We start from the raw sequence: 21,303 nt of genomic DNA, 5'->3' as shown, positions 1-21,303 counted from the left end.
GCTGGCGCTCGCTCGACGGCCGGGGGTGCTGGGGCTCGCTCAACGGCCGGGGGCGAGGGCCTTCATGATCCGCTGGGGCGAGACGGGCTGGGCGGTGCCGAGGCGCTGGGCGAAGACGCTGACGCGGTACTCCTCGAGCAGCCAGCGCACCTCGCTCAGCGCGGCGGGCGCGTCGGACGGCAGCGGGATCGTGCCCCCGGCATCCTCGAAGGCCCCTGCCATCCGCTCGAACTCGGTCATGCGCGTGCGGTCCTTGCCCGGTTCGCTGGTGAGGGTCGTCAGCCGGTCGAGCATCGCCTCGAGGTAGCGCGGATAGTGGGCGAGCCGGTCGACGCCGGCGGTCGAGACGAACCCGGGATGCAGCAGACCGGCGAGCTGGGTGCGGATGTCATTCAGCGGGCCGAGCAGGGCGAGGGAGTTCTGCGACTTGATCCCCCGTTCGACCTCGCGTGCCTTCGTCAGGATGCGCGCCACCAGCGACACGCAGTCGAAGAGGTCGTCGACGAGCACGGCCGACACCGCGTCCCGCACGCGCGTGAACTCCGCCTCGCTCCGCACGATGCCGCGCATCGCCCCGGGGCCCGCGGTCGCGGCATCGATCGCCCTCCGCGCGACGGCGACCCGGCAGTCCTCGATGAGCGCGGCGGCCGACGAATAGGGCGATGCCGCGAGGGCGAGCTTCTCGGGAGCCGTCAGATGCTGCTGCACGTACGACGACGGCGACGGCACCGCCAGCAGCACGAGCCGCAGCACGCCCTCGCGCGTGGCCGCCGCCGCGGCATCCGCCGTCGCCTCCACGCGCACCGAGACCGAGGTGCCGCGATCGACGATCGCGGGGTACCCGCGCACGACGCCCCCGGCCACGCGGGTGTCGAGCACCTCGGGAAGCTCTCCGAACGACCAGGAGGTGAGGCCGTCCTGCTCGATCGAGGCGGGAGCGGCGACGGGCTGCGGGCCCGACGCCGGCCCCGGCCGACGGGGCGGCGAGGCGATCGAGCGCGCGACGCTGCTGCGGGCGCGGTCGGACAGCTCCTCCTGCAGCGCCCGCAGGTCGCGACCGGACCCCACCACGCGTTCTCGTTCGTCGACGGCGCGGAAGTTCATGCGCAGGTGCGACGGCACCCGGTCGTCATCGAAATCCGCGGCCGACACGAGCTGGTTGGCCAGCGGCTGGATGAGCCTCGCCAGTGCCTCCTTCAGAGCTCGCGGGGGCCGGCCGTCCTGCGATTCCGGGCCTTCGTCCGCCAGTTCGGCGCCGAACCGCTCGGCCCAGTCGGCGGCGGGCACCACGTGCCGGCGGATCGCCTTCGGGAGGGCGCGCAGGAGGCCCGTGATGAGCTCGGCGCGGAGCCCCGGCACCTGCCAGTCGAAGCCGCGGTCCTCGATCTGGGCGAGCAGGGGCAGCGGCACCACCACGCTGACGCCGTCGTCGGCGGCGCCGGGCTCGAAGCGGTACGCCAGCCCGAGCACCTGGTCGCCCTGCGCCCACCGGGTGGGGAACTCGTGCTGCCCGGCGCGGCCCTCGTCGTCGAGCAGGTCGGCCTCGCGCATGGTCAGCAGCTTCGGCGTCGACGACAGCGCGTCGCGCCACCACCTCTCGAACGAGCGCACATCGAAGACGTCGGCCGGGATCCGCTCGTCGTAGAACCGGAACACCGCCTCGTCGCCGGCCAGGATGTCGCGCCGCCGCTCCCGCTCCTCGAGCTTCTCGAGGCGCCTGCGCAGTTCGGCGTTGCTGCGCCAGAACGCGCTCACGCGCTTGTCGATGCGTGACGGATCCCACTCGCCCTCGACGAGCGCGTGCCGCACGAAGAGCTCTCGCGAGGCGGCACGGTCGATGCGGGCGAACTGCACCCGCCGGCGCGGGATGATCTCGAGCCCGAACAGCGTCACCTTCTCGTAGGCGACGGCGGCGCCGGCATCCTTCGACCAGTGCGGCTCGGAGACCTGATGCTTCGCGAGGTCGCCGGCGAGGGGCTCGGCCCACGCCGGATCGATCGCCGCGACCGTGCGCGCGAAGGTGCGCGAGGTCTCGACGATCTCGGCGGCGATCACCGCCCGGGGGCTCTTCTTGCGCAGCGCCGAGCCGGGGAAGATCGAGAAGCGGATGCCGCGCGCGCCGCGGTACTCGGCGATGCGGCGGCCCTTGGGCTCCTTCGACGGCGCGTGCGCCTTGCCGGCGGGTGCGGTGCGCTCGTCGAGGATCCCGATCTGCGACAGGAGGCCGGCCAGGAGCGCGCGGTGGACGGCGTCGGGATCGCTCGTCGTCGAGGCCGCGGTGTCGGCGGGGCGTTTCGTCTCGCTTCGCTCGCTCAACGACCGGGTGGGGTGCTCGCTCGACGACCGGGTGTCGGCGGGGCGCACCAGCGTCCGCAGCTGGCGGTGCACGTCGAACCACTCCCGCACGCGCACGTAGTTCAGGTGCTCGGAGCGGCAGAGACGGCGGAACGCGCTCGAACCGAGCTCCCGCTGCTGCTCGCGGAGGTGGTTCCACAGGTTGAGCAGGGTGAGGAAATCGCTGGTCGGGTCGACGAACCGCGCGTGCAGGCGGTCGGCTTCCTCGCGCCGCTCCTCAGGGCGCTCCCGCACGTCCTGGATCGTCATCCCGGCGACGATGGCGAGAACGTCGGCGAGGACCTGCGATCCCGATCCCGACGCGGAGCGCTGCGCCTCGACCAGCATCCGCGCGAAGCGGGGGTCGATCGGCATGCGCGAGATCTCCCGGCCGATCCGCGTCAGGCGAGGCGACCCGTCGTGGCGCGACGCAGACACGGCTCCGAGTTCGGTGAGGAGGTCGAGCGCCGCCTTCACGCCCCGTGAGTCGGGCGGCGTGAGGAACGGGAACGCGCCGATGTCGCCGAATCCGAGCGCGAGCATCTGCAGGATGACCGAGGCCAGCGACGTGCGCAGGATCTCGGGTTCGGTGAACTCCGGTCGGCGCGCGTGGTCCTCCTCCGCGTAGAGGCGGATGGCGATGCCGTCGCTCGTGCGTCCGGCGCGACCGGACCGCTGGTTCGCGGAGGCCTGCGAGATGGCCTCGATCGGAAGGCGCTGCACCTTCGACCGGTTGCTGTACCGCGAGATGCGCGCGGTGCCGGTGTCGATCACGTAGCGGATGCCGGGAACGGTGAGGCTCGTCTCGGCGACGTTCGTGGCGAGGATCACTCGGCGCCGGACGCCGGGCACCCGCGACGGTTCGAAGACGCGATGCTGCTCGGCCGCCGACAGTCGCCCGTACAGAGGCAGGACCTCGGTGGGGGAGCGGTCCTTCGCGTACGCGCCTCGGATCGCGTCCGCGGCGTCGCGGATCTCGGCCTCGCCGGGGAAGAAGACGAGCACGTCACCGGGCGGTTCGCGGTCGAGTTCGCGCAGGGCGGCGACGACGGCCGACACCTCGTCGTCGTCGGCCTCGTCGTCGGTCTGCGCGCGGTAGCGGATCTCGACCGGGTAGGTGCGCCCGGAGACCTCGATGACGGGCGCGGGATCCGGCTCGCCCCCCGGGACCCGAGGCGGGCGGGCGAAGTGCCGCGCGAAGCTCTCGGGGTCGATGGTCGCCGAGGTGATGACGACCTTGAGGTCGGGGCGCTCGGGCAGGATGCGCGCGAGGTAGCCGAGAAGGAAGTCGACGTTGAGCGATCGCTCGTGCGCCTCGTCGATGATGATCGTGTCGTACCGGGTGAGCAGCCGGTCGCGGTGGATCTCGTTGAGCAGGATGCCGTCGGTCATGAGGGCGACACGGGTCTCGTCCGAGACCTTGTCGGTGAAGCGCACCTTGTAACCGACGAGCGTGCCCAGCTCGACCTGCAGCTCCTCGGCGACGCGCTCGGCGATCGTGCGGGCGGCGAGCCTGCGGGGCTGGGTGTGGGCGATGCGCGTGCGGCCGAGCTCGAGGGCGATCTTGGGCAGCTGGGTGGTCTTGCCCGAGCCCGTCGCCCCCGCGACGATCACGACCTGGTTCTCGCGGATCGCGTCGGCGATCTCCTGCCGGGCCGCACTGACGGGCAGCTCCGGAGGATAGGAGATCACGGGGGAGGACATAGCCCTCCATCGTATGACGGGATCGACCGCCTACGATCATCGGGTGACCACCGTCCTGCCTCCGACGCGGTGGGTGCGCGAGTTCGGTCGTCCCCCGCGCATCCTCGGACTCGATGTCGCCCGCGCACTGGCGATCCTCGGGATGGTGGGCGCGCACGTCGGCGAGACGAGCGACTTCGACGCCGCCCGGCCCGAGACCTGGGCCGACCTGGTGAACGGTCGCTCCTCCCTCCTCTTCGCCCTGCTCGCCGGGGTGTCGATCGCCCTGATGACCGGTCGTCGCACGCCTCCGGCGCCCGAGCGGATGCCCGCCGTGCGCCTGGGGCTCGTCGGCCGCGGCGCCGCGATCTTCGTCATCGGGCTGGCCCTCGAGATGCTGAACACGCCGATCGCCGTGATCCTCACGCTCTACGGCCTGCTCTACGTCGCCGTCATCCCCTTCCTCCGGTGGCGCCCCTGGCAGCTGCTCGCCGGTTCCGCGGCGCTGGCCCTGGTCGCTCCGGCCCTGTTCGCGTTCCTCGGCGCCGCGGCGGAGCATCCGTCGGGGGCCGGCATCGGCTTCGTGCTCTACGGGTCGTACCCGATCACGGTCTGGATGGCGCTCGTGCTCGCCGGCATGGCGATCGGTCGGATCGGCGCCGACTCCCTCCAGACAGCGGTCGTCGCACTGGTGGCGGGTGTCGTCCTCGCCGCCGCGGGCTACGGGCTCGGTGCCGCCGGCGGGGCGGCAGGCATCCCCGCGTCGCTCGACGCCGCTCCGGGCGCCGACCCGCGCGAGGCGGCGGTCATCGCGATGTTCGCGGTCGAACCGCACAGCGGAGGCACGGCCGAGGTGCTCGGCTCGGGCGGATTCGTGCTCGCGGTGCTGGCGCTGTGCCTGCTCGTCAGCCGCCCCCTGCGGTGGCTGCTGCTGCCGCTCGGCGCGCTCGGTTCGATGCCGCTCACGGCCTACAGCGCCCACGTGCTCTCGATCGTGCTCGTGGTCGGTCCGGGCGGGTACCTGTCGAGCAACGCGTTCTGGGGCGAGACGACGATCGTCCTGCTCCTGCTCACCACGCTGTGGTCGGTCTTCTTCGGGCGCGGCCCTCTCGAGCGCCTGGTCGCGCGGAGCGCTGCGGCGATGTCGGCGGTGCCGCGGCGCTGACCGGCCCGACCTGTCATCACAGGTCATAGGCTGGAGGGATGACGATTCCCGAACTCGAACTGAACGACGGCCATTCCATCCCCCAGCTCGGCTACGGAGTGTTCCAGGTGCCGGCCGAAGACACCGAGCGCACGGTGAGCGAGGCGCTGGAGATCGGCTACCGCCACATCGACACCGCCGCCATCTACGGCAACGAAGAGGGCGTCGGCGCGGCGATCGCGGCATCCGGCATCGCGCGCGACGAGCTGTTCATCACCACCAAGCTGTGGAACGACCGCCATCACGGCGACGAGCCGCGCGCCGCGATCGACGAGAGCCTCGACAAGCTCGGTCTCGAGCAGGTCGACCTGTACCTCGTGCACTGGCCGACTCCGGCGAAGGACGACTACGTGCACGCTTTCGCGAAGCTCGTCGAGCTGCGCGACGCCGGGCTGACCCGCAGCATCGGCGTCTCGAACTTCCTCGTGCCGCATCTCGAGCGCGTGGTGCAGGAGACCGGCGTCACGCCCGCCGTGAACCAGATCGAGCTGCACCCCGCCTACCAGCAGCGCGACGTCGTCGCGTGGTCCGACGAGCACGGTGTCCGCACCGAGGCGTGGGGTCCGCTCGGTCAGGGCAAATACGACCTGTTCGGCACGCCGGCGGTGGCGGATGCCGCGGCCGCCCACGGCGTCACCCCCGCCCAGGCGGTGCTGCGCTGGCACCTGCAGAAGGGCATCATCGTCTTCCCGAAGTCGGTGCGCGCCGAGCGCCTGCGCGAGAACCTCGACGTGTTCGGCTTCACGCTGACCGACGACGAGATCGCGGCCATCGACGCCCTCGACCCGCTCGACGGGTCGGGTCGTGTCGGCTCGCACCCCGACGAGGTGAACTGACCGCACGGCCCACATGACGCCCCGTGTCGCCCGCCCGCGACACGGGGCGTCGTCGTGGGTACCGTCGAGGGCATGACAGCTCCCTTCCGCGTCGTCGCCGTGTCGGGTTCCCTGCACGAGCCGAGCAAGACGACCGCCCTCGTTCGCGCGATCACGGCCGCCATCGGCGAACGGGCCCCGATCGAGGCGCAGCTGATCGAGCTCACGCAGATCGGACCGGGCCTCGCGGGGGCGCTGCGTCGCGACCAGCTGCCGGCCGAGGTCGAGGAGCAGCTGCGCGCCATCGAGACCGCCGACCTCCTCATCGTCGGCAGTCCGGTCTATCGGGCCTCGTTCACGGGGCTCTTCAAGCACCTGTTCGACTTCGTCGGTCAGTACGAGCTCGTCGGCAAGCCGGTGCTGCTGGCGGCGACCGGCGGCGGCGAGCGCCACGCGCTGATCATCGAGCATCAGCTGCGCCCGCTCTTCGGCTTCTTCCAGGCGCTCACCCTTCCCCTGGGCGTCTACGCCAGCGACACCGACTTCGACGGCTACGAGATCGCGTCGGAGGTGCTGCACTCCCGCATCGCCCTGGCCGCCGACCGGGCGCTTCCGCTCGTGGGCTACGCGGCCTCCCGTCCGATCGATCTGCTCGTCTCCTGACTCGGAGCCCCTCGCGCGGCGTAGCGTGAGGGGATGACCAACCGGCTCGCCGACACCCTCAGCCCGTACTTGCGGGCGCACGCCGACAACCCCGTGGACTGGTATCCGTGGGGCGAGGAGGCGTTCGCCGAGGCCCGGCGGCGCGACGTGCCGCTCCTCATCTCGATCGGCTACTCGACGTGCCACTGGTGCCATGTGATGGCACGGGAGTCTTTCGCCGATCCGCAGACGGCGGCCATCATGAACGACGGGTTCGTCGCGGTGAAGGTCGACCGCGAGGAGCATCCCGACGTCGACGCGGCCTACATGGCCGCCGCATCGGCCTTCACCCGGAACCTCGGGTGGCCGCTCACGATCTTCGCCACTCCGCGCGGGCGCGCGTTCTACGCCGGCACGTACTGGCCGCCGGAGCCCCGCCCGCCGATGCCGTCGTTCCGCGACGTGCTCGCCGCGGTCGAAGAGGCCTGGACGCAGCGGCGCGCGCAGGCGGAGGAGTCGGCGGATGCCGTGACCGACGCGCTCGCGCGGGCCGCGGCATCCGTCCCGTCCGACCTGCCCGACGCGGCGGCCATCGCCGAAGCGGCCGGCGCCGTCGCCGCCCGCGAGGACCGGCTCTTCGGCGGATTCGGCGGGGCGCCGAAGTTCCCGGTCGCGACGACGCTGCGGTTCCTGCAGGACCCGCTCGTGCGCGAGCATGCTCCCGATGCGGCGGCATCCGCATCGCGTGCGCTCGCCGCGATGTCGGCATCCGACCTCCGCGACGCCGACGGCGGGTTCTTCCGCTACGCCACCCGTCGCGATTGGACCGTGCCGCACTACGAGCGGATGCTGACCGACAACGCGCAGCTCCTCGACGTCGCGACCGACGCGGGCGAGCACGACACGGCTCGCGGCATCGCGGAGTTCCTGCTGGCGGTGCTGCGACGCGTCGGCGGCGGCTTCGGGGCAGCGCAGGACTCGGAGTCCTGGATCGACGGCGAGCGGAGCGAGGGCGGCTACTACCTTCGCCCGGTCGACGAGCGCGCTGCGCTGCAGCCGCCGGAGGTCGACGGGAAGGTCATCACGGGATGGAACGGACTGGCCATCGGAGCCCTCGCCCGCGCCGGGGCCTTGCGGGCCGAGCCGACGTGGATCGACGCCGCTGCCGACGCGGCCGACGTCGTGCTGCGGGTGAACCGCGGCCCCGACGGCACGATGGTGCGCGCCTCGCTCGACGGCCGAGCATCGACCGCTGTCGCCACGCCGGCCGACCGCGGCCTCCTCGCCGACGGGCTGTTCGCGCTCGCGCTGGCGACGGGCGAGGCGTCGTGGGCGATCACCGCGCGCGAGCTGCTCGACGAGGCCCTCGAAGGCGGCGGCGGCGACCCGCACCTCGCGGCGAACGCCATCGCGATCTCGCCCGACCACACCGACGGCGACCTGCCGTCGGATGCGGCCGCCGTCGCGGCCGCCGCGCTCACCGCCTGGCGACTGGGTGCGGGCGACCGGTACCGCGCGGCCGCCGAGCGCACGGTGCGCGAGAGGGCGGCGCAGTCGCGGGAGCAGCCCTTCGCCCACGGAAGCCTGCTGCGCGTGGCCGCCGGTCTCGTCTCGCCCCCGCGGCAGGTCGTCGTCGTCACGCGCGATGCCGGCGGAGAGCTGGCGCGGGCCGCGCGGGCGGTCGACGCCGACGTGATCGCGGTCGTCACCCCGGATCAGGCCGACGCGCTCGCCGCCGCCGGGTTCGAGCTCTTCGAGGGCAAGGGGGAGAGCGCCGAGCGGGCGTACGACTGCCGCGACTTCGCCTGCCGGCTTCCGGTCAGCGAACCGGCAGACCTCGTCTCGGAGCGCTGAAGCCGCCTCAGATCCAGCCGGGCATCCAGTTGTGCAGCATCCAGAAGTCGTATGGCACGCTCATGCCCGTCCAGAGCGGGAGGAAGAACGCCGAGACGAGCACCATGGCCACGAGGATGATCAGCACCGTGCGCTCGCCCGCCTGGCGACGGTACAGCGGGTCGTCTCGCCTGCCCGCCACGTCGCGGAGCGCGAGGGTCAGGCACAGGACGAGGAACGGCATCATCACGACGGTGTAGAACTGGAAGATCGTGCGCTCGGGGAACATCAGCCACGGCACATACGTGGCGGCCAGACCGACGAGCGGGAGCCCCACCTCGGCACCCACCGGATGGCGGGTGATCCAGCCGCGCACGAGCCGGTAGAGCAGGTACACCGCCGCCGCGACGCCGCCGAACCAGATGAGGGGGTTCGGGATCGACGAGATCACGGCGATGCAGTGGTCGACCCCGCACGGTGCCGGATCGGATGCCACCCACACGGCGGTCGGGCGCAGGAGGAAGGGCCACTCCCAGGCGGCGCTCGCGTACGGATGGCCCGACGTCAGGCCGACGTGGAAACCGAGGATCGACTGGTGGTAGTTCCACAGGGCGACCAGGGGGTCGGCATCGCTCGCGCGGTCGTACCCTCCGGCGGTGAGGAGCCATCCCGTCCAGCTGGCCAGGTAGGCGGCGGCCGCCGGAACCACCAGCAGCACGAACGACACCGGACCCTGCCGGAACGCGGCGGCGGTCGGCCAGAGCACGACGCCGCCCCGCCGACGGGCGAGCGCGTCGGTGACGACGACGAAGAGACCGAAGGCGGCCACCGCGTACAGGCCCGACCACTTGACCGCCGACGCCGCGCCGAGCGCGAGCCCCGCGGCGACCAGCCAGGGCCGACGCCAGAGGATCGGCCCCCAGAACGGGTCGGGAGAGTCCGGGTCGCGCTGCTCGAGGAGCGGGATGGTGCGCTGCCTGTCGAGCAGGATGAACAGCGCCCCCAGCAGCACGAAGAACGTCAGGATGCCGTCGAGCAGGGCGATGCGGCTCAGCACGATGCTGAGACCGTCGATCGCGAGCAGTCCGCCGGCGACACTCGCGGCGACGACAGAGCCGGTGAGGCGCCGAGCGATCAGGTAGACCAGCAGCACCGACCCGGTGCCCAGGAGCGCGGTCGCCAGGCGCCAGCCCGCGCTGCTGTCGGGTCCGCCGATCGCCATCCCGAGGGCGATGAGCCACTTGCCCAGCGGCGGGTGCACGACGAAGGCGCCCTTCTCCGAGAGCGGCAGCTGCTGCAGGGTGGTGAAGGCCTCGTCGGCGTTCTCGCCCCAGACCCCCTCATAACCGAGCGTCCACAACGACCAGGCGTCTTTGACGTAGTAGGTCTCGTCGAAGGCCAGCTGATGGGGGTGGCCCAGGTTCACCAGGCGCAGCACGGCCGCCAGCACCGTGATGATCAGCGGCGCCAGCCAGCGGATCATCCGGTCGCCGCCTGCGACGCCGAGGACCCGGTCCCGCAGCTGCCCGTATCGCGTCGGCCGGTCCGCCGGGGCGGGCAGCAGGGGCTCGGGCGCGGTCACCGGACCAGCCTAGACAACGCGCCTATGCTGAGCGGATGATCATCCTCGCCGCCACGCCGATCGGGAACCTCGGCGACGTCTCGCGTCGCCTGGTCGAGGTGCTCGAGAGCGCCGAGACCGTCGTGGCCGAGGACACGCGCACGACCCAGCGGCTTCTGAAGGCGCTGCAGATCGACAACCGGCCCCGCCTGATCGCCCTGCACGATCACAACGAGAAGCAGAGGGCGGCCGAGCTGGCGGCGCTCGCTGCGGAGTCCGACGTGGTGGTGATGAGCGACGCCGGGATGCCCACGGTGAGCGACCCCGGCTACGCGCTGGTGGTCGAAGCCGTGGCGCAGGGCGTCACGGTCACCGCGATCCCGGGCCCCAGCGCCGTGCTGACGGCGCTGGCGATCTCGGGCCTGCCCACCGATCGCTTCACCTTCGAGGGATTCCTGCCGCGCAAGCCGGGGGAGCGGCGCTCGGCGCTGCGCGCGCTGGCCTCGGAGCCGCGCACCATGGTCTTCTTCGAGTCCCCGTCCCGTCTGGCCGACTCCCTGTCCGACCTGGGGACGGCGTTCGGCGACACGCGTCGGATCGCGGTGTGCCGCGAGCTCACGAAGCTCTACGAAGAGGTGCGCCGGGGCACGGCATCCGAACTCGTCGCGTGGGCGGAGGGCGGCGTCAAGGGCGAGATCGTGGTCGTGGTCGAGGGGGCGCCGCGGCGCGCGGTCTCCGCTGACGACGCGCTCGATCAGGTGCAGGAGCTCGTGGCCTCCGGCATCCGCCTCAAGGACGCCTGTGCCGAGGTCGCCGCCGCGACCGGGCTGTCGTCGCGCGAGCTCTACCAGGCCGCGCTGGCGGCCCGCACACGATGACGGGGCGCGACCCGGCGCGCGACCCGGCGCGCGACCCGGCGCGCGATCCGGGGCGCGACCCGGCGTGCGCTTCCGAAGGAGATGTGCGCTTCGGAAGGACGGATGCCGGCGCAGCATCCTTCCCGGGCGTACAAAGCCTTGCGTGGCGCACGGGAAGCTCGGGCGCGGATGCCGCAGACGCGGTGATCGCAGACGCCTATGACGTGCGGGCCCAGCAGTATGTGGGACTGGCCGGCGCGGTCGACCAGATGGATCCGCGCGACCGTGACGCGATCGCGCGCTGGCGGGATGCGACGCCGGGGCGTCTGCTCGACGCCGGCTGCGGGCCGGGGCACTGGACCCGGTTCCTCGCCGACGGCGGTGACGGTCGCGAGGTCTCCGGCCTCGATGTCTCCGCGACGTTCATCGCGTCCGCGCGCTCGCGCTTTCCCGACCTCCGTTTCGATATCTCCTCGTTCCGTGCGCTTGCGCAGGAGACGGCCTCGGTCGGCGGCATCCTCGCCTGGTATTCCCTGATCCACACGGCTCCCCCCGATCTGCCGGACGTGCTCGCGGAGTTCGCTCGCGTCGTCGCGCCCGGCGGCAGCATCCTGATCGGCTACTTCGAGGGCGAAGCCCGCGCTCCGTTCACCCATGCCGTCGTCGACGCCTACTATTGGTCGGCGGACGCGCTGGCCGAGCTGCTGTCCGACGCGGGATTCACCGTCGTGTCGCGCGAGCGGCGCGAACGGGTCGTGGGCGAGATCAGCAGCAGGCCGCACGGGGCTGTGGTCGCGCTGCGGGTCGGTTGAGCTCGTGCGCGCCTCCGAAGGAGATGTGCGCTTCGGAAGGACGGATGCCGGCGCAGCATCCTTTCGGAGCGTACAAAGCCTTGCGGAGCGCACGGGAGGAAGCTCGAACGTGGGGGGCGAACGCGGGGAAGCTTGTGCGCGCCTCCGAAGGAGATGTGCGCTTCGGAAGGACGGATGCCGGCGCAGCATCCTTTCGGAGCGTACGAAGCCTTGCGGAGCGCACGCGGGCCTCTCCGAGGCGCAGGGGCCCGCGGGTACCCTGGCTGTGAGCGGGAGGGACGACCATGGTGACGAAGACGGCGACGGTCTACGACGTCGCAGAGCGCGCCGGCGTCTCGATCGCGACCGTGTCGCGCGTGCTGCGGTCACCGGATGCCGTGCGCCCGTCGACCCGCGAGCGCGTGCTCGACGCGGTGATCGCGCTTGGCTACGTGCCCAGCGGCAGCGCCCGCGGTCTCGCCGAGCGCCGGACCGGGGTGCTGGGGCTGTACTTCCCGGGATTCGACGCCGCCGAGGAGGCGCCGCCGCTCGACGTGCTGGCGGCGGTCGCGGATGCGCCGCCGTTCACGGTCGTGCGCGACGCCGGGCAGGCGGATGCCGGGCATCCGCCGATGCTGTTCCTCGACGAGGTGCTCCGCGGTGCCGAGCTGGAGGCCTGGAAGCAGGGGTTCGTGCTCATGGTCGGCGTCGGCAGAGACGATCCCGATCGCTCCACCGTGCGCGACATGGCCGGCCGCGTGGACGGACTCGTGGTGCTGGCCGGAAGCGTGCCGGACGCCGTGCTCGATCGTCTCGCCCGCCGGGTGCCCGTCGTCGTGCTCTCCGGCGCCGCGCGCGGCGACCGCCACGATCACGTCAGCGTGAGCAACGCCGAGGCCATGGCGGAGGTGGCGCGCCTGGTGGTCGCGCAGTGCGCGGGCCGCGCCCCGGCCTATCTCGACGGTCCGATGGACTCGCCGGACGGCGCCGAGCGTCGCGAGGGGTTCCTGCGGGCGATGTCCGACCTCGGCATCCCGACCGACGACCTCATGATGATGCGCGGCGACTTCACCCGGGCGTCGGGGCGCCGTGCGGCCGAGGAGCTCCTGGATCGAGGGCTGCCGCCGGCGGTCGTGTCGGCCAACGACCAGATGGCGCTGGGGATGCTGGAGGTGCTGCAGGCCGCGGGCGTGAAGGTGCCGGACGACCTGCTCCTGACGGGCTTCGACGGCATCGACGCGACGACGTCGTGCCGACCGCCGCTCACGACCGTCCGGCAGCCGATGATCGAGCTCGGCAGGGCCGCGGTCCAGGTGCTCGCCCGGCGCCTGGAGCGGTCAGACGACGAGCCCGTCCACGTGCGGCTGCCCCTCGAGATCGTGGTGCGCGAGAGCTCGAGCCCCGTTCGCTAGACGAAGGCCGGCGAAGGGAAGCGGACGCGCGGTCTGCTGTCAAGGGGTTGTCGATCCAAAATGTATGCGCTTACAATCCCGGGCATGGAGACAAAGCCGTCCACCAGGGCCTCAGCGTCGAGCATGCGCGCCGGTCGACGCTGGCGGGTCGTCGCAGCCGCGGCGCTCGTCGGAGCGGCGATCGCGATCAGCGGCTGCAGCGTCCAGATCACGTCGCAGCCCGATCCGTCGATCGGCGACGACACGATGCTCATCAACGCCGACAAGGGCAACCCCTTCTTCACACAGAACTTCAACCCCTATCTGACGAACACGCGCACCGCGTCGCGCTGGATCTATGAGCCGCTGATCCTGATGAACAACCTCGACGGCTCGCTGACCCCGTGGCTCGCCGCGGAGTGGGAGCAGCCCGACGCCCGCACCATCGTGATGACGCTACGCGACGACGTCACCTGGAGCGACGGCGAGGAGTTCACCGCGGATGACGTCGCGTTCACCTTCCAGCTGCTGAAAGACGAGCCCTCGCTCGACATCAAGGGAGCGTGGCAGCACCTCGAGAGCGTCGAGACCGACGGCGACACCGTGATCCTGCATCTGCAGGGCGACGACGCGCCGTCGCTGTCGATCCTCGGCCAGACCATGATCGTGCCCGAGCACCTCTGGGAAGACGTGGAGAACCCCGGCACCTACCGCAATGAGGAGCCCGTGGGGACCGGGCCGTTCGTGCTGGGCAACTACAACGACCAGCAGTACTCGATGGACAAGAACACCGACTACTGGCAGGCCGACGAGATCGAGATCGAGCACATCATCCTCCCCGCCACCAACTCGCAGCTCGACACGGTCAGCCGCGGGTACGACTGGTCGTACTCCTTCATCTCCGACGTCGAGGGCACGTGGGGCGCGGCGAGCCCCGACAACAGCTGGTGGTTCCCGCCGGGTGGCGTGATCGCGCTGCTGCCCAACCTCGAGGTCGCGCCGTTCGACGACGTGAACGTGCGCCGCGGCATCGCGCTCGCCCTCGACCGCGAAGAGATCGCCGAAACGGCATCCGAGGGGTACATGGAGCCGGCCGGCCAGACCGGACTCATCCTGCCCAACCAGGAGGAGTACCTCGATCCCGACATCCCCGATCAAGGAATGATCACCCAAGACGTGGATGCCGCCCTCGCGGCCTTCGCAGAGGCGGGTTACGCGCTCGACGGCGACCGCCTCACCGGTCCCGACGGTGAGCAGCTCGAGTTCGCGATCACGACGGCCAACGGCTACGCCGACTGGACGAGGGCCGCGCAGGCCGTGCAGCGACAGCTCGCCGATGTGGGCGTGAAAGTGACCCTGAAGCTCCCGCAGCCGGCGGGCTACCAGAGCGCCATCAGCAACGGCGACTTCGAGATGGCCCTCGGCGGCATGGGCGGCGGCGACGTCTACCAGGCCTACAACAACCTCCTCTCCAGCGAGTTCTACGTGCCCTCGGGCGAGGCCACCGCGAACAACTTCGAGCGGTTCCGCTCCGACCGGGCCGACGCGCTGCTCTCGGAGTACCGCGGAACGGTCGACGCCCAGCGGCAGACCGAGATCGTGCAGGAGCTGCAGGGCATCGTGTACGACGAGCTTCCGGTGATCGGGCTGTACTACGGCGGCATCTGGGGGCTCTTCAGCGACGCGAAGTTCACCGGATGGCCCTCGGCCGACGATCCGTACATGATCCCGCAGAACTACGACTCGGCGCCGCTGGGCATCTTCCCGCACCTGAAGCGCGTGAAGGGAGACGACCGGTGAGATACGTCCTCCAGAAGCTCGGGCTGTTCGTCCTCACGCTGTGGGCCGCGGTCACGCTGAACTTCTTCCTGCCCCGCCTCATGCCGGGCTCGCCCGCCGACGCGGCGATCGCGAAGCTCTCGCAGAACGGCCCGGTGTCGGATGCGACCCGTGCGGCGATCGAGGCCCAGCTCGGCGTGCCGACCGGCTCGCTGTGGGACCAGTACGTGTCGTACCTCGGCCAGGTGGTCCGGCTCGACTTCGGCGTCTCATACACGTTCTACCCGCAGTCGGTCGCGAGCATGGTCTCCACCGCGCTGCCGTACACGATCGGTCTCGTCGGCATCGTCACCGTCCTCGCGTTCGTGATCGGCACGCTGATCGGCGTCATGGCGGCCTGGCGCCGCGGCACCTGGCTCGACTCGCTCCCCACGCTCACCGGCTCGTTCCTGAGCACGTTCCCCTACTTCTGGACGGCGCTGCTGCTGCTGTTCTTCCTCGGCTACGTGCTGCACTGGTTCCCGACCACCGGGGCCTACTCGGCGACCACGACGCCCGGCTTCACCGGGGAGTTCATCGGCGACCTGCTGCTGCACGCGATCCTGCCGGCGCTGACGATCCTGCTCACATCCCTCGGCGGCTGGATCATCGGCATGCGCAACGCGATGATCAACACCCTCGGCGAGGACTACATCACCTTCGCCGAGGCCAACGGGCTGCGCGGTCGCACGATCGCCCTCCGGTACGCCGCTCGCAACGCGATCCTGCCGAACCTCACCGGCTTCGGGCTCACGCTCGGCGGCGTCGTCGGCGGGTCGATCCTCGTCGAGCAGGTGTTCGGCTACCCCGGCATCGGATACCTGCTGTTCAACGCCGTGATCGGGCAGGACTATCCCCTCATGCAGGCGCTCTTCCTGATGATCACCGTGAGCGTGCTGATCGCCAACTTCCTCGTGGACATCCTCTACGGGGTTCTCGACCCAAGGACACGCCGATGACCTCCACGATGAACGTCAAGATCCCGGCCGACCGCATCGCCGCACCCAGCCCGTGGCGCGCCTTCGGGAGAACGGTCGGAACGCTCTGGTCGAACGGCAAGGCCCGGCTCGGGCTCTGCATCCTCGGCTTCTTCGTGCTCGTGGCGGTGTTCGCGCCCCTCCTCGCGCCGTACGGCGCGAAGGAGAACGGGTTCGAGCGCAACGCCGACGCCTCACCCGAGCACTGGCTCGGCACGACCGCGGCGGGGGAGGACGTGCTCAGCCAGCTCATCTTCGGCGCGCAGGTGAGTCTCGTCGTGGGCTTCGCCGCCGGCATCCTGTCGACGATCGTCGCCGTGCTCATCGGGCTCAGCTGGGGGTACATGCGCGGCCTCGCGGGCGATGTGGTCGGCTTCGTCGTCAACCTCTTCCTGGTCATCCCCGGCCTGCCGCTGATGATCGTGATCGCGGCGTATCTGCAGAACGGCGGCATCCTGATGATCATCGCCGTGATCGTGGTGACCGGATGGGCCTGGGGCGCCCGCGTGCTGCGCAGTCAGACGCAGTCGCTGCGCGGCAACGACTTCGTCACCTCGGCGCAGTTCTCGGGGGACAGCCGGGCGCGGATCGTGTTCCGCGAGATCCTGCCGAACATGACCTCGATCATCGCGGGCACGCTGTTCGGGGCGGCGACCGCGGCGATCCTCGCCGAGGCGGGTCTGGAGTTCCTCGGCCTCGGCGACTCCAGCATCGTCAGCTGGGGCACGATGCTCTACTGGGCGCAGAACTCCAACTCGCTTCTCACCGGTCAGTGGCTGCTGCTGTTCGCACCGGGTCTGTGCATCGCGCTGCTCGCTCTGAGCCTCACACTCATCAACTTCGGCGTGGACGGCATCTCCAATCCGCGCCTGCGGGAAGGGAAGGGCCGATGAACGCGATGACGCGGAAGGCCGCGCCGGTCGAGGTGCTGCTCGACGTGCAGAACCTGTCGATCGATTACGCCTCGCCCGGCGCCGAGCCGGTGACGGCGGTGCGAGACGTCTCCTTCACGCTCACGCAGGGCGAGTTCGTCGGACTCGTGGGCGAGTCGGGATCGGGGAAGTCCACTCTCGGCTTCGCGCTCACCCGGCTGCAGAAGCCGCCGGCGCGCATCAGCGCGGGGCGCATCGAGTTCGGCGGCCGCGACATCCGCGAACTCGACGCCGAGGAGCTGCGTCGGCAGCGCCAGGGCGGGTTCGCCATGGTGCTGCAGTCGGGCATGAACGCCCTCAACCCGGTACGGACCATCGGCCACCACTTCCACGACATCTTCGCCGCCCACGGTCACGTCCCGCGGGAGGCGAGAGACGCCAGGGCGCGGGAGCTGGTGGCCAAGGTGGGACTGCCGGCGGAGGTGCTCGGGCGCTACCCGGGCGAGCTCTCGGGGGGCATGCGGCAGCGCGCCTCGATCGCGCTCGCACTGTCGCTCGAGCCGCAGCTCATGGTGTTCGACGAGCCGACCACCGCACTCGACGTGCTCGTGCAGCACGCGGTGATGGACACGATCAAGGAGCTGCAGCGATCCGAGCGGTTCACCGCCATCCTCATCAGCCACGACCTGGGCATCGTGCTCGAGGCGACGGACCGGGTCATGGTGATGCACGAGGGCCGCATCGTCGAAGACGCGACGAGTCGCGACATCCTCCGGCGCCCGAAGGACGAGTACACCCGGATGCTGCTGAGCCATTACGCCGACCCCCGGGCGAAGACCATCTCCATCCCGGGCTTCGTCGACCTCGGCACGCGGAGGCGCGAGGGCCGCTCGAGAGCCGATACGACCGAGACCCTTCCGACCGTGTCGCCGCGCGATGCCCGGCGCGCCGACGCGGCTGTCGTCGTCGACGGCGTCTCCAAGCACTACCCCGCGCCGCGTCGCGGGCAGGAGGCCGTCACGGCCGTGGACGACGTGTCGTTCCGGCTGGAACCCGGAGAGGCGCTCGCCCTCGTCGGGGCATCGGGCTCGGGCAAGTCGACCATCGCCAAGCTCCTCACCGGCGTCGAGAAGCCGAGCGCCGGATCCGTGCGTTTCGGCGACCTCGACGTGGCGTCGTTGCGGCGCCGCGGACTGCGCGATCTCCGCAAAGACGTGCAGATGGTGTTCCAGGATCCGTACGCCGCGCTCAACCCGCTGCACACGGTCGAGTACGCGCTCACGCGGCCCGTGGTGAACTACACCCGTCTCCGCGGCGCCGACGCGCGCGCCCGGGTCCTCGAGCTGCTCGAGACCGTGGGCCTCACGCCGGTCGAGCAGTTCGCGGCCAAGCTTCCCCACCAGCTCTCGGGAGGTCAGCGACAGCGCGTGGTGATCGCCCGCGCGCTCGCCAGCGACCCGCAGGTGCTCATCGCCGACGAGCCGGTGTCGATGCTCGACGTGTCCCTCCGCGCCGGCGTGCTGGCCCTGCTGGAGGATCTGCGGGAGCGTTGGGGGATCAGCATGCTCTACATCACCCACGACCTCCTGAGCGCGCGACTGGTGACCGAGAACATCCTGGTGCTCAACCACGGCCGCGTGGTGGAACGAGGAGAGACCTCGCACGTGCTGCAGCATCCGGAAGATCCGTACACGGTGGAGTTGCTCGACGCCGTGCCCAATCCGGCCCGCGCCCGATAGAACCCCCACCAGAGAACACCATGAGAGGAGCATCCGTGCTCGCATTCCCCGACGGCTTCCTCTGGGGCGCCGCCACCGCCGCTCATCAGGTGGAGGGCAACAACACGACCAGCAACTGGTGGGCCATGGAGCACGCTCCCGACTCGCCCATGGTCGAGCCCTCGGGAGACGCCGCCGATCACCTCCACCGCTATCCCGAAGACATGCGACTGCTCGCCGAGGCGGGACTCAACTCGTACCGGTTCTCCCTCGAGTGGGCGCGCATCGAACCGGAGCGCGGCTTCGTGTCGCGGGCGATGCTCGACCACTACCGCCGCATGGTCGACACCGCTCGCGAGCACGGCCTCGACCCGACCGTGACGCTCATGCACTTCACGGTGCCGCAGTGGTTCCAGAGGGACGGCTTCTGGCGGGCGTCGGATGCCGTCGACCTGTTCGCGCGATACGTCGAGACCGTGCTGCCGATCCTCGACGGCGTGACGTACGTCTGCACGATCAACGAGCCGAACATCGCGGCGATGCTCGCCGGGGGAGAGGATGCCGCGAACCTCGTGGCCTACGGCCTGCCGAATCCCGATCTCGCGGTCGCCGACACGCTGCTCTCCGCGCACCGCCGCGCGTCGGAGATCGTCCACACGGTATCCGGCGCGCAGGCCGGCTGGACGATCGCCACCCAGGCGTTCCACTCCACCGGGGAGCCCGGTGCCGATGAGATGGTGGCGACCTACGGCGACCCGCGCGACCACTGGTACCTGGAGCATTCCGCCGGCGACGACTTCCTCGGCGTGCAGGCGTACACGCGGACCTTCATCGGTCCCGAGGGTCCGCTGCCCGTCGCCGACGACGTCGAGACCACGCTCACCGGGTGGGAGTTCTTCCCGGCGGCACTGGAGCTCGGGGTCCGAAGCGCCTGGGAGCGCAGCGGCGGGGTGCCCGTGCTCGTGACGGAGAACGGCATCGCCACGGCCGACGACACCCGTCGTATCGCCTACACGCGGGGCGCCCTGGAGGGCCTCCACCGCGCGATCGGCGACGGCATCGAGGTGCGCGGCTACCAGCACTGGAGCGCGCTCGACAACTATGAGTGGGCGAGCGGCTTCCGGCCGACGTTCGGGCTGATCGGCTTCGACCCCGAGACGTTCGCGCGCACGCCCAAGCCGAGTCTGGCGTGGTTGGGCGACGTCGCTCGCCGCAACGCCCTCTGACGCCGCCCGGGGCTGACGGGGCTACGCTCGGGGAATGACGTCGCCTGTCCGCCCGCTCCGGAAGGAGCGCCTCCGGGCCGCGCTCGCCGGCGTGACCGCGGCTCTCCTGGGTGTGGGGCTGTCGGAGTTCGTGGCGGCCGTGGTCGAGCCCGGTGCGAGCCCGTTCGCCGTCATCGGCGGTCAGCTCATCGATCTCGCGCCGAGCTGGGCGAAGGATGCGGCGATCGCGCTCTTCGGCACAGGCGACAAGATCGCCCTGATCGTCGGCATCGCGCTCGTGCTGACCCTGGTCGCCGCACTCGCCGGCGTCGTGGAGCTGCGTCGCCCGAGCCTCGGCGCGACGATCCTCGGGGCGCTCGGCGCCCTCGCTCTCGTCGCCGCCATGATCCGACCGGGTTCCGGGCCCTTCGCCTGGGCGCCCGGACTCGTGGCGGGAACGGTCGCGGTGATCGCGGTGCGGATGCTGGTGCGCCGGTTGCGGCCGACGGCGGGCTTCGATCCCGCCGACGACGACCGGCGGCGATTCCTCGTCTGGACGGCGGGCGTCGCCGCGGTCGGTGTGGTCGCGCTGATCGCCGGCAACGTCGCCCGCGGCGCGACCCGTTCGATCGAGGCGGTGCGCACGGCGCTCCGCCTTCCCGCGGCGCGGCAGCCGGCGGCCGAGGTGCCCGCCGGGGCGGAGCTCGACCTTCCGGGGCTCGCTCCCGTGGTCACCTCGAACGAGGACTTCTACCGCATCGACACGGCCCTCATCGTGCCTCGGGTCGACCCGGCGGACTGGTCGCTGCGCATCCACGGCATGGTCGAGCGCGAGGTGCGCCTCACGTGGGACGAGCTGATCGCTCTGCCGCTGCGGGAATCGCACGTCACCCTGGCGTGCGTGTCGAACGAGGTGGGCGGCTCGCTCATCGGCACCGCCCTCTGGCTCGGATACCCGGTGCGCGACCTGCTCGCGCGCGCGGGGGTGGATGCCGACGCCGACATGGTGCTGTCGACGTCGACCGACGGGTTCACCGCCTCGACGCCGCTCGAAGCGCTCACCGACGATCGCGACGCCCTGCTCGCGATCGGCATGAACGGCGAGCCCCTGCCGATCGAGCACGGCTTCCCTGCGCGGCTGGTGGTGCCGGGGCTGTACGGCTACGTGTCGGCGACGAAGTGGGTCACGCAGCTCGAGGTGACGCGGTTCGACCGCGCGTCGGCGTATTGGACGACCCGCGGCTGGTCGGAGCGCGGTCCGGTCAAACTGCAGTCGCGCATCGACGTGCCGCGCCGAGGAGAGCGGATCGATGCCGGCGACACGGTGATCGCCGGCATGGCCTGGCAGCAGCACGTCGGCATCGAGGGCGTCGAGGTGAGGATCGACGAGGGTCCGTGGCGCCGTGCCGAGCTGGCGACCGCGATCTCGTCCGACACGTGGGTGCAGTGGAGCCTGGGCTGGACCGCCGAGAGCGGCCGGCACACGATCGAGTGCCGTGCCATCGGCAGCGACGGCACGACGCAGACCTCGGAGCCTGCGGCGCCCGTTCCGGACGGCGCTCAAGGCTGGCATCGCCTCGAGGTGACGGTCGCCTGAACGCG

The 21,303-nt window shown here is 71.2% G+C and carries 15 protein-coding genes; 13 read left to right on the top strand and 2 right to left on the bottom strand.

The window, feature by feature from the left end:
- Window positions 1-39 precede the first annotated feature (39 nt).
- On the bottom strand, window positions 40-4,038 hold the full coding sequence (hrpA, locus tag AB3M90_RS15825; RefSeq protein WP_412953764.1) for an ATP-dependent RNA helicase HrpA: 3,999 nt from the start codon (window positions 4,036-4,038) through the stop codon (window positions 40-42).
- A 43-nt stretch (window positions 4,039-4,081) separates the two neighbouring features.
- On the opposite strand from hrpA, the gene AB3M90_RS15820 reads away from it, so the two are divergent.
- The 4 genes from AB3M90_RS15820 (at window position 4,082) to AB3M90_RS15805 (ending at window position 8,532) form a co-directional block, all read left to right on the top strand.
- Entirely contained in the window at window positions 4,082-5,182 is a 1,101-nt protein-coding gene (locus tag AB3M90_RS15820) for a heparan-alpha-glucosaminide N-acetyltransferase domain-containing protein (protein WP_412953763.1), read from the top strand.
- Between the two features lie 38 nt (window positions 5,183-5,220).
- Window positions 5,221-6,057 carry an aldo/keto reductase gene (locus AB3M90_RS15815; protein ID WP_412953761.1) on the top strand — a complete coding sequence of 279 codons (837 nt, stop codon included), beginning with the start codon at window positions 5,221-5,223 and terminating at the stop codon, window positions 6,055-6,057.
- A 72-nt stretch (window positions 6,058-6,129) separates the two neighbouring features.
- Window positions 6,130-6,699 (top strand): FMN reductase, encoded by a 570-nt coding sequence (msuE, locus tag AB3M90_RS15810; protein WP_412953758.1) that lies wholly within the window; start codon window positions 6,130-6,132, stop codon window positions 6,697-6,699.
- Between the two features lie 33 nt (window positions 6,700-6,732).
- Window positions 6,733-8,532, top strand: coding sequence for a thioredoxin domain-containing protein (locus tag AB3M90_RS15805; RefSeq protein ID WP_412953757.1), 1,800 nt, complete (start codon window positions 6,733-6,735; stop codon window positions 8,530-8,532).
- 7 nt (window positions 8,533-8,539) lie between these two features.
- On the opposite strand, the gene AB3M90_RS15800 is transcribed toward AB3M90_RS15805, so the two are convergent.
- Window positions 8,540-10,093, bottom strand: coding sequence for a dolichyl-phosphate-mannose--protein mannosyltransferase (locus AB3M90_RS15800; RefSeq protein WP_412953755.1), 1,554 nt, complete (start codon window positions 10,091-10,093; stop codon window positions 8,540-8,542).
- A gap of 35 nt (window positions 10,094-10,128) precedes the next feature.
- Here AB3M90_RS15800 and rsmI point away from each other — a divergent pair, with 35 nt between their 5' ends.
- The 9 genes from rsmI to AB3M90_RS15755 all read left to right on the top strand — a co-directional run bounded on the left by rsmI (window position 10,129) and on the right by AB3M90_RS15755 (window position 21,298).
- Window positions 10,129-10,950, top strand: a complete 822-nt coding sequence (gene rsmI / locus AB3M90_RS15795) for a 16S rRNA (cytidine(1402)-2'-O)-methyltransferase (RefSeq protein WP_412953752.1) — start codon at window positions 10,129-10,131, stop codon at window positions 10,948-10,950.
- Entirely contained in the window at window positions 10,947-11,741 is a 795-nt protein-coding gene (locus AB3M90_RS15790; RefSeq protein ID WP_412953749.1) for a class I SAM-dependent methyltransferase, read from the top strand. The genes rsmI and AB3M90_RS15790 overlap by 4 nt, the downstream gene beginning before the upstream one ends.
- 284 nt (window positions 11,742-12,025) lie before the next feature.
- Entirely contained in the window at window positions 12,026-13,132 is a 1,107-nt protein-coding gene (locus AB3M90_RS15785) for a LacI family DNA-binding transcriptional regulator (protein ID WP_412953746.1), read from the top strand.
- Between the two features lie 84 nt (window positions 13,133-13,216).
- Window positions 13,217-14,911, top strand: coding sequence for an ABC transporter substrate-binding protein (locus AB3M90_RS15780; RefSeq protein ID WP_412953743.1), 1,695 nt, complete (start codon window positions 13,217-13,219; stop codon window positions 14,909-14,911).
- A complete protein-coding gene (locus tag AB3M90_RS15775) occupies window positions 14,908-15,888 on the top strand; it encodes an ABC transporter permease (protein WP_412953741.1) in 981 nt (326 codons plus the stop codon). The genes AB3M90_RS15780 and AB3M90_RS15775 overlap by 4 nt, the downstream gene beginning before the upstream one ends.
- A complete protein-coding gene (locus tag AB3M90_RS15770; RefSeq protein ID WP_412953738.1) occupies window positions 15,885-16,799 on the top strand; it encodes an ABC transporter permease in 915 nt (304 codons plus the stop codon). Before AB3M90_RS15775 ends, AB3M90_RS15770 begins: the two co-directional genes overlap by 4 nt.
- A complete protein-coding gene (locus AB3M90_RS15765; RefSeq protein WP_412953735.1) occupies window positions 16,796-18,517 on the top strand; it encodes an ABC transporter ATP-binding protein in 1,722 nt (573 codons plus the stop codon). The genes AB3M90_RS15770 and AB3M90_RS15765 overlap by 4 nt, the downstream gene beginning before the upstream one ends.
- Window positions 18,518-18,552: 35 nt before the next feature.
- Window positions 18,553-19,722, top strand: coding sequence for a glycoside hydrolase family 1 protein (locus tag AB3M90_RS15760; protein ID WP_412953733.1), 1,170 nt, complete (start codon window positions 18,553-18,555; stop codon window positions 19,720-19,722).
- Window positions 19,723-19,756: 34 nt separating this feature from the next.
- Window positions 19,757-21,298 carry a molybdopterin-dependent oxidoreductase gene (locus AB3M90_RS15755; RefSeq protein WP_412953731.1) on the top strand — a complete coding sequence of 514 codons (1,542 nt, stop codon included), beginning with the start codon at window positions 19,757-19,759 and terminating at the stop codon, window positions 21,296-21,298.
- Window positions 21,299-21,303: the final 5 nt, after the last annotated feature.

Origin of the sequence: Microbacterium martis (genome assembly GCF_047246685.1) — a bacterium.
Taxonomy (GTDB): domain Bacteria; phylum Actinomycetota; class Actinomycetes; order Actinomycetales; family Microbacteriaceae; genus Microbacterium.
The sequence above is the reverse complement of the archived record's forward strand: the minus strand, read 5'-3'. Positions and strand labels throughout refer to the sequence as shown.

Coding starts and splice junctions, on each gene's coding strand:
- AB3M90_RS15785 (WP_412953746.1), top strand. CDS start 12,026: ATGGTGACGAAGACGGCGACGGTCTACGACGTCGCAGAGCGCGCCGGC.
- AB3M90_RS15780 (WP_412953743.1), top strand. CDS start 13,217: ATGGAGACAAAGCCGTCCACCAGGGCCTCAGCGTCGAGCATGCGCGCC.
- hrpA (WP_412953764.1), bottom strand. CDS start 4,038: ATGTCCTCCCCCGTGATCTCCTATCCTCCGGAGCTGCCCGTCAGTGCG.
- rsmI (WP_412953752.1), top strand. CDS start 10,129: ATGATCATCCTCGCCGCCACGCCGATCGGGAACCTCGGCGACGTCTCG.
- AB3M90_RS15765 (WP_412953735.1), top strand. CDS start 16,796: ATGAACGCGATGACGCGGAAGGCCGCGCCGGTCGAGGTGCTGCTCGAC.
- AB3M90_RS15755 (WP_412953731.1), top strand. CDS start 19,757: ATGACGTCGCCTGTCCGCCCGCTCCGGAAGGAGCGCCTCCGGGCCGCG.
- AB3M90_RS15805 (WP_412953757.1), top strand. CDS start 6,733: ATGACCAACCGGCTCGCCGACACCCTCAGCCCGTACTTGCGGGCGCAC.
- AB3M90_RS15815 (WP_412953761.1), top strand. CDS start 5,221: ATGACGATTCCCGAACTCGAACTGAACGACGGCCATTCCATCCCCCAG.
- AB3M90_RS15790 (WP_412953749.1), top strand. CDS start 10,947: ATGACGGGGCGCGACCCGGCGCGCGACCCGGCGCGCGACCCGGCGCGC.
- msuE (WP_412953758.1), top strand. CDS start 6,130: ATGACAGCTCCCTTCCGCGTCGTCGCCGTGTCGGGTTCCCTGCACGAG.
- AB3M90_RS15770 (WP_412953738.1), top strand. CDS start 15,885: ATGACCTCCACGATGAACGTCAAGATCCCGGCCGACCGCATCGCCGCA.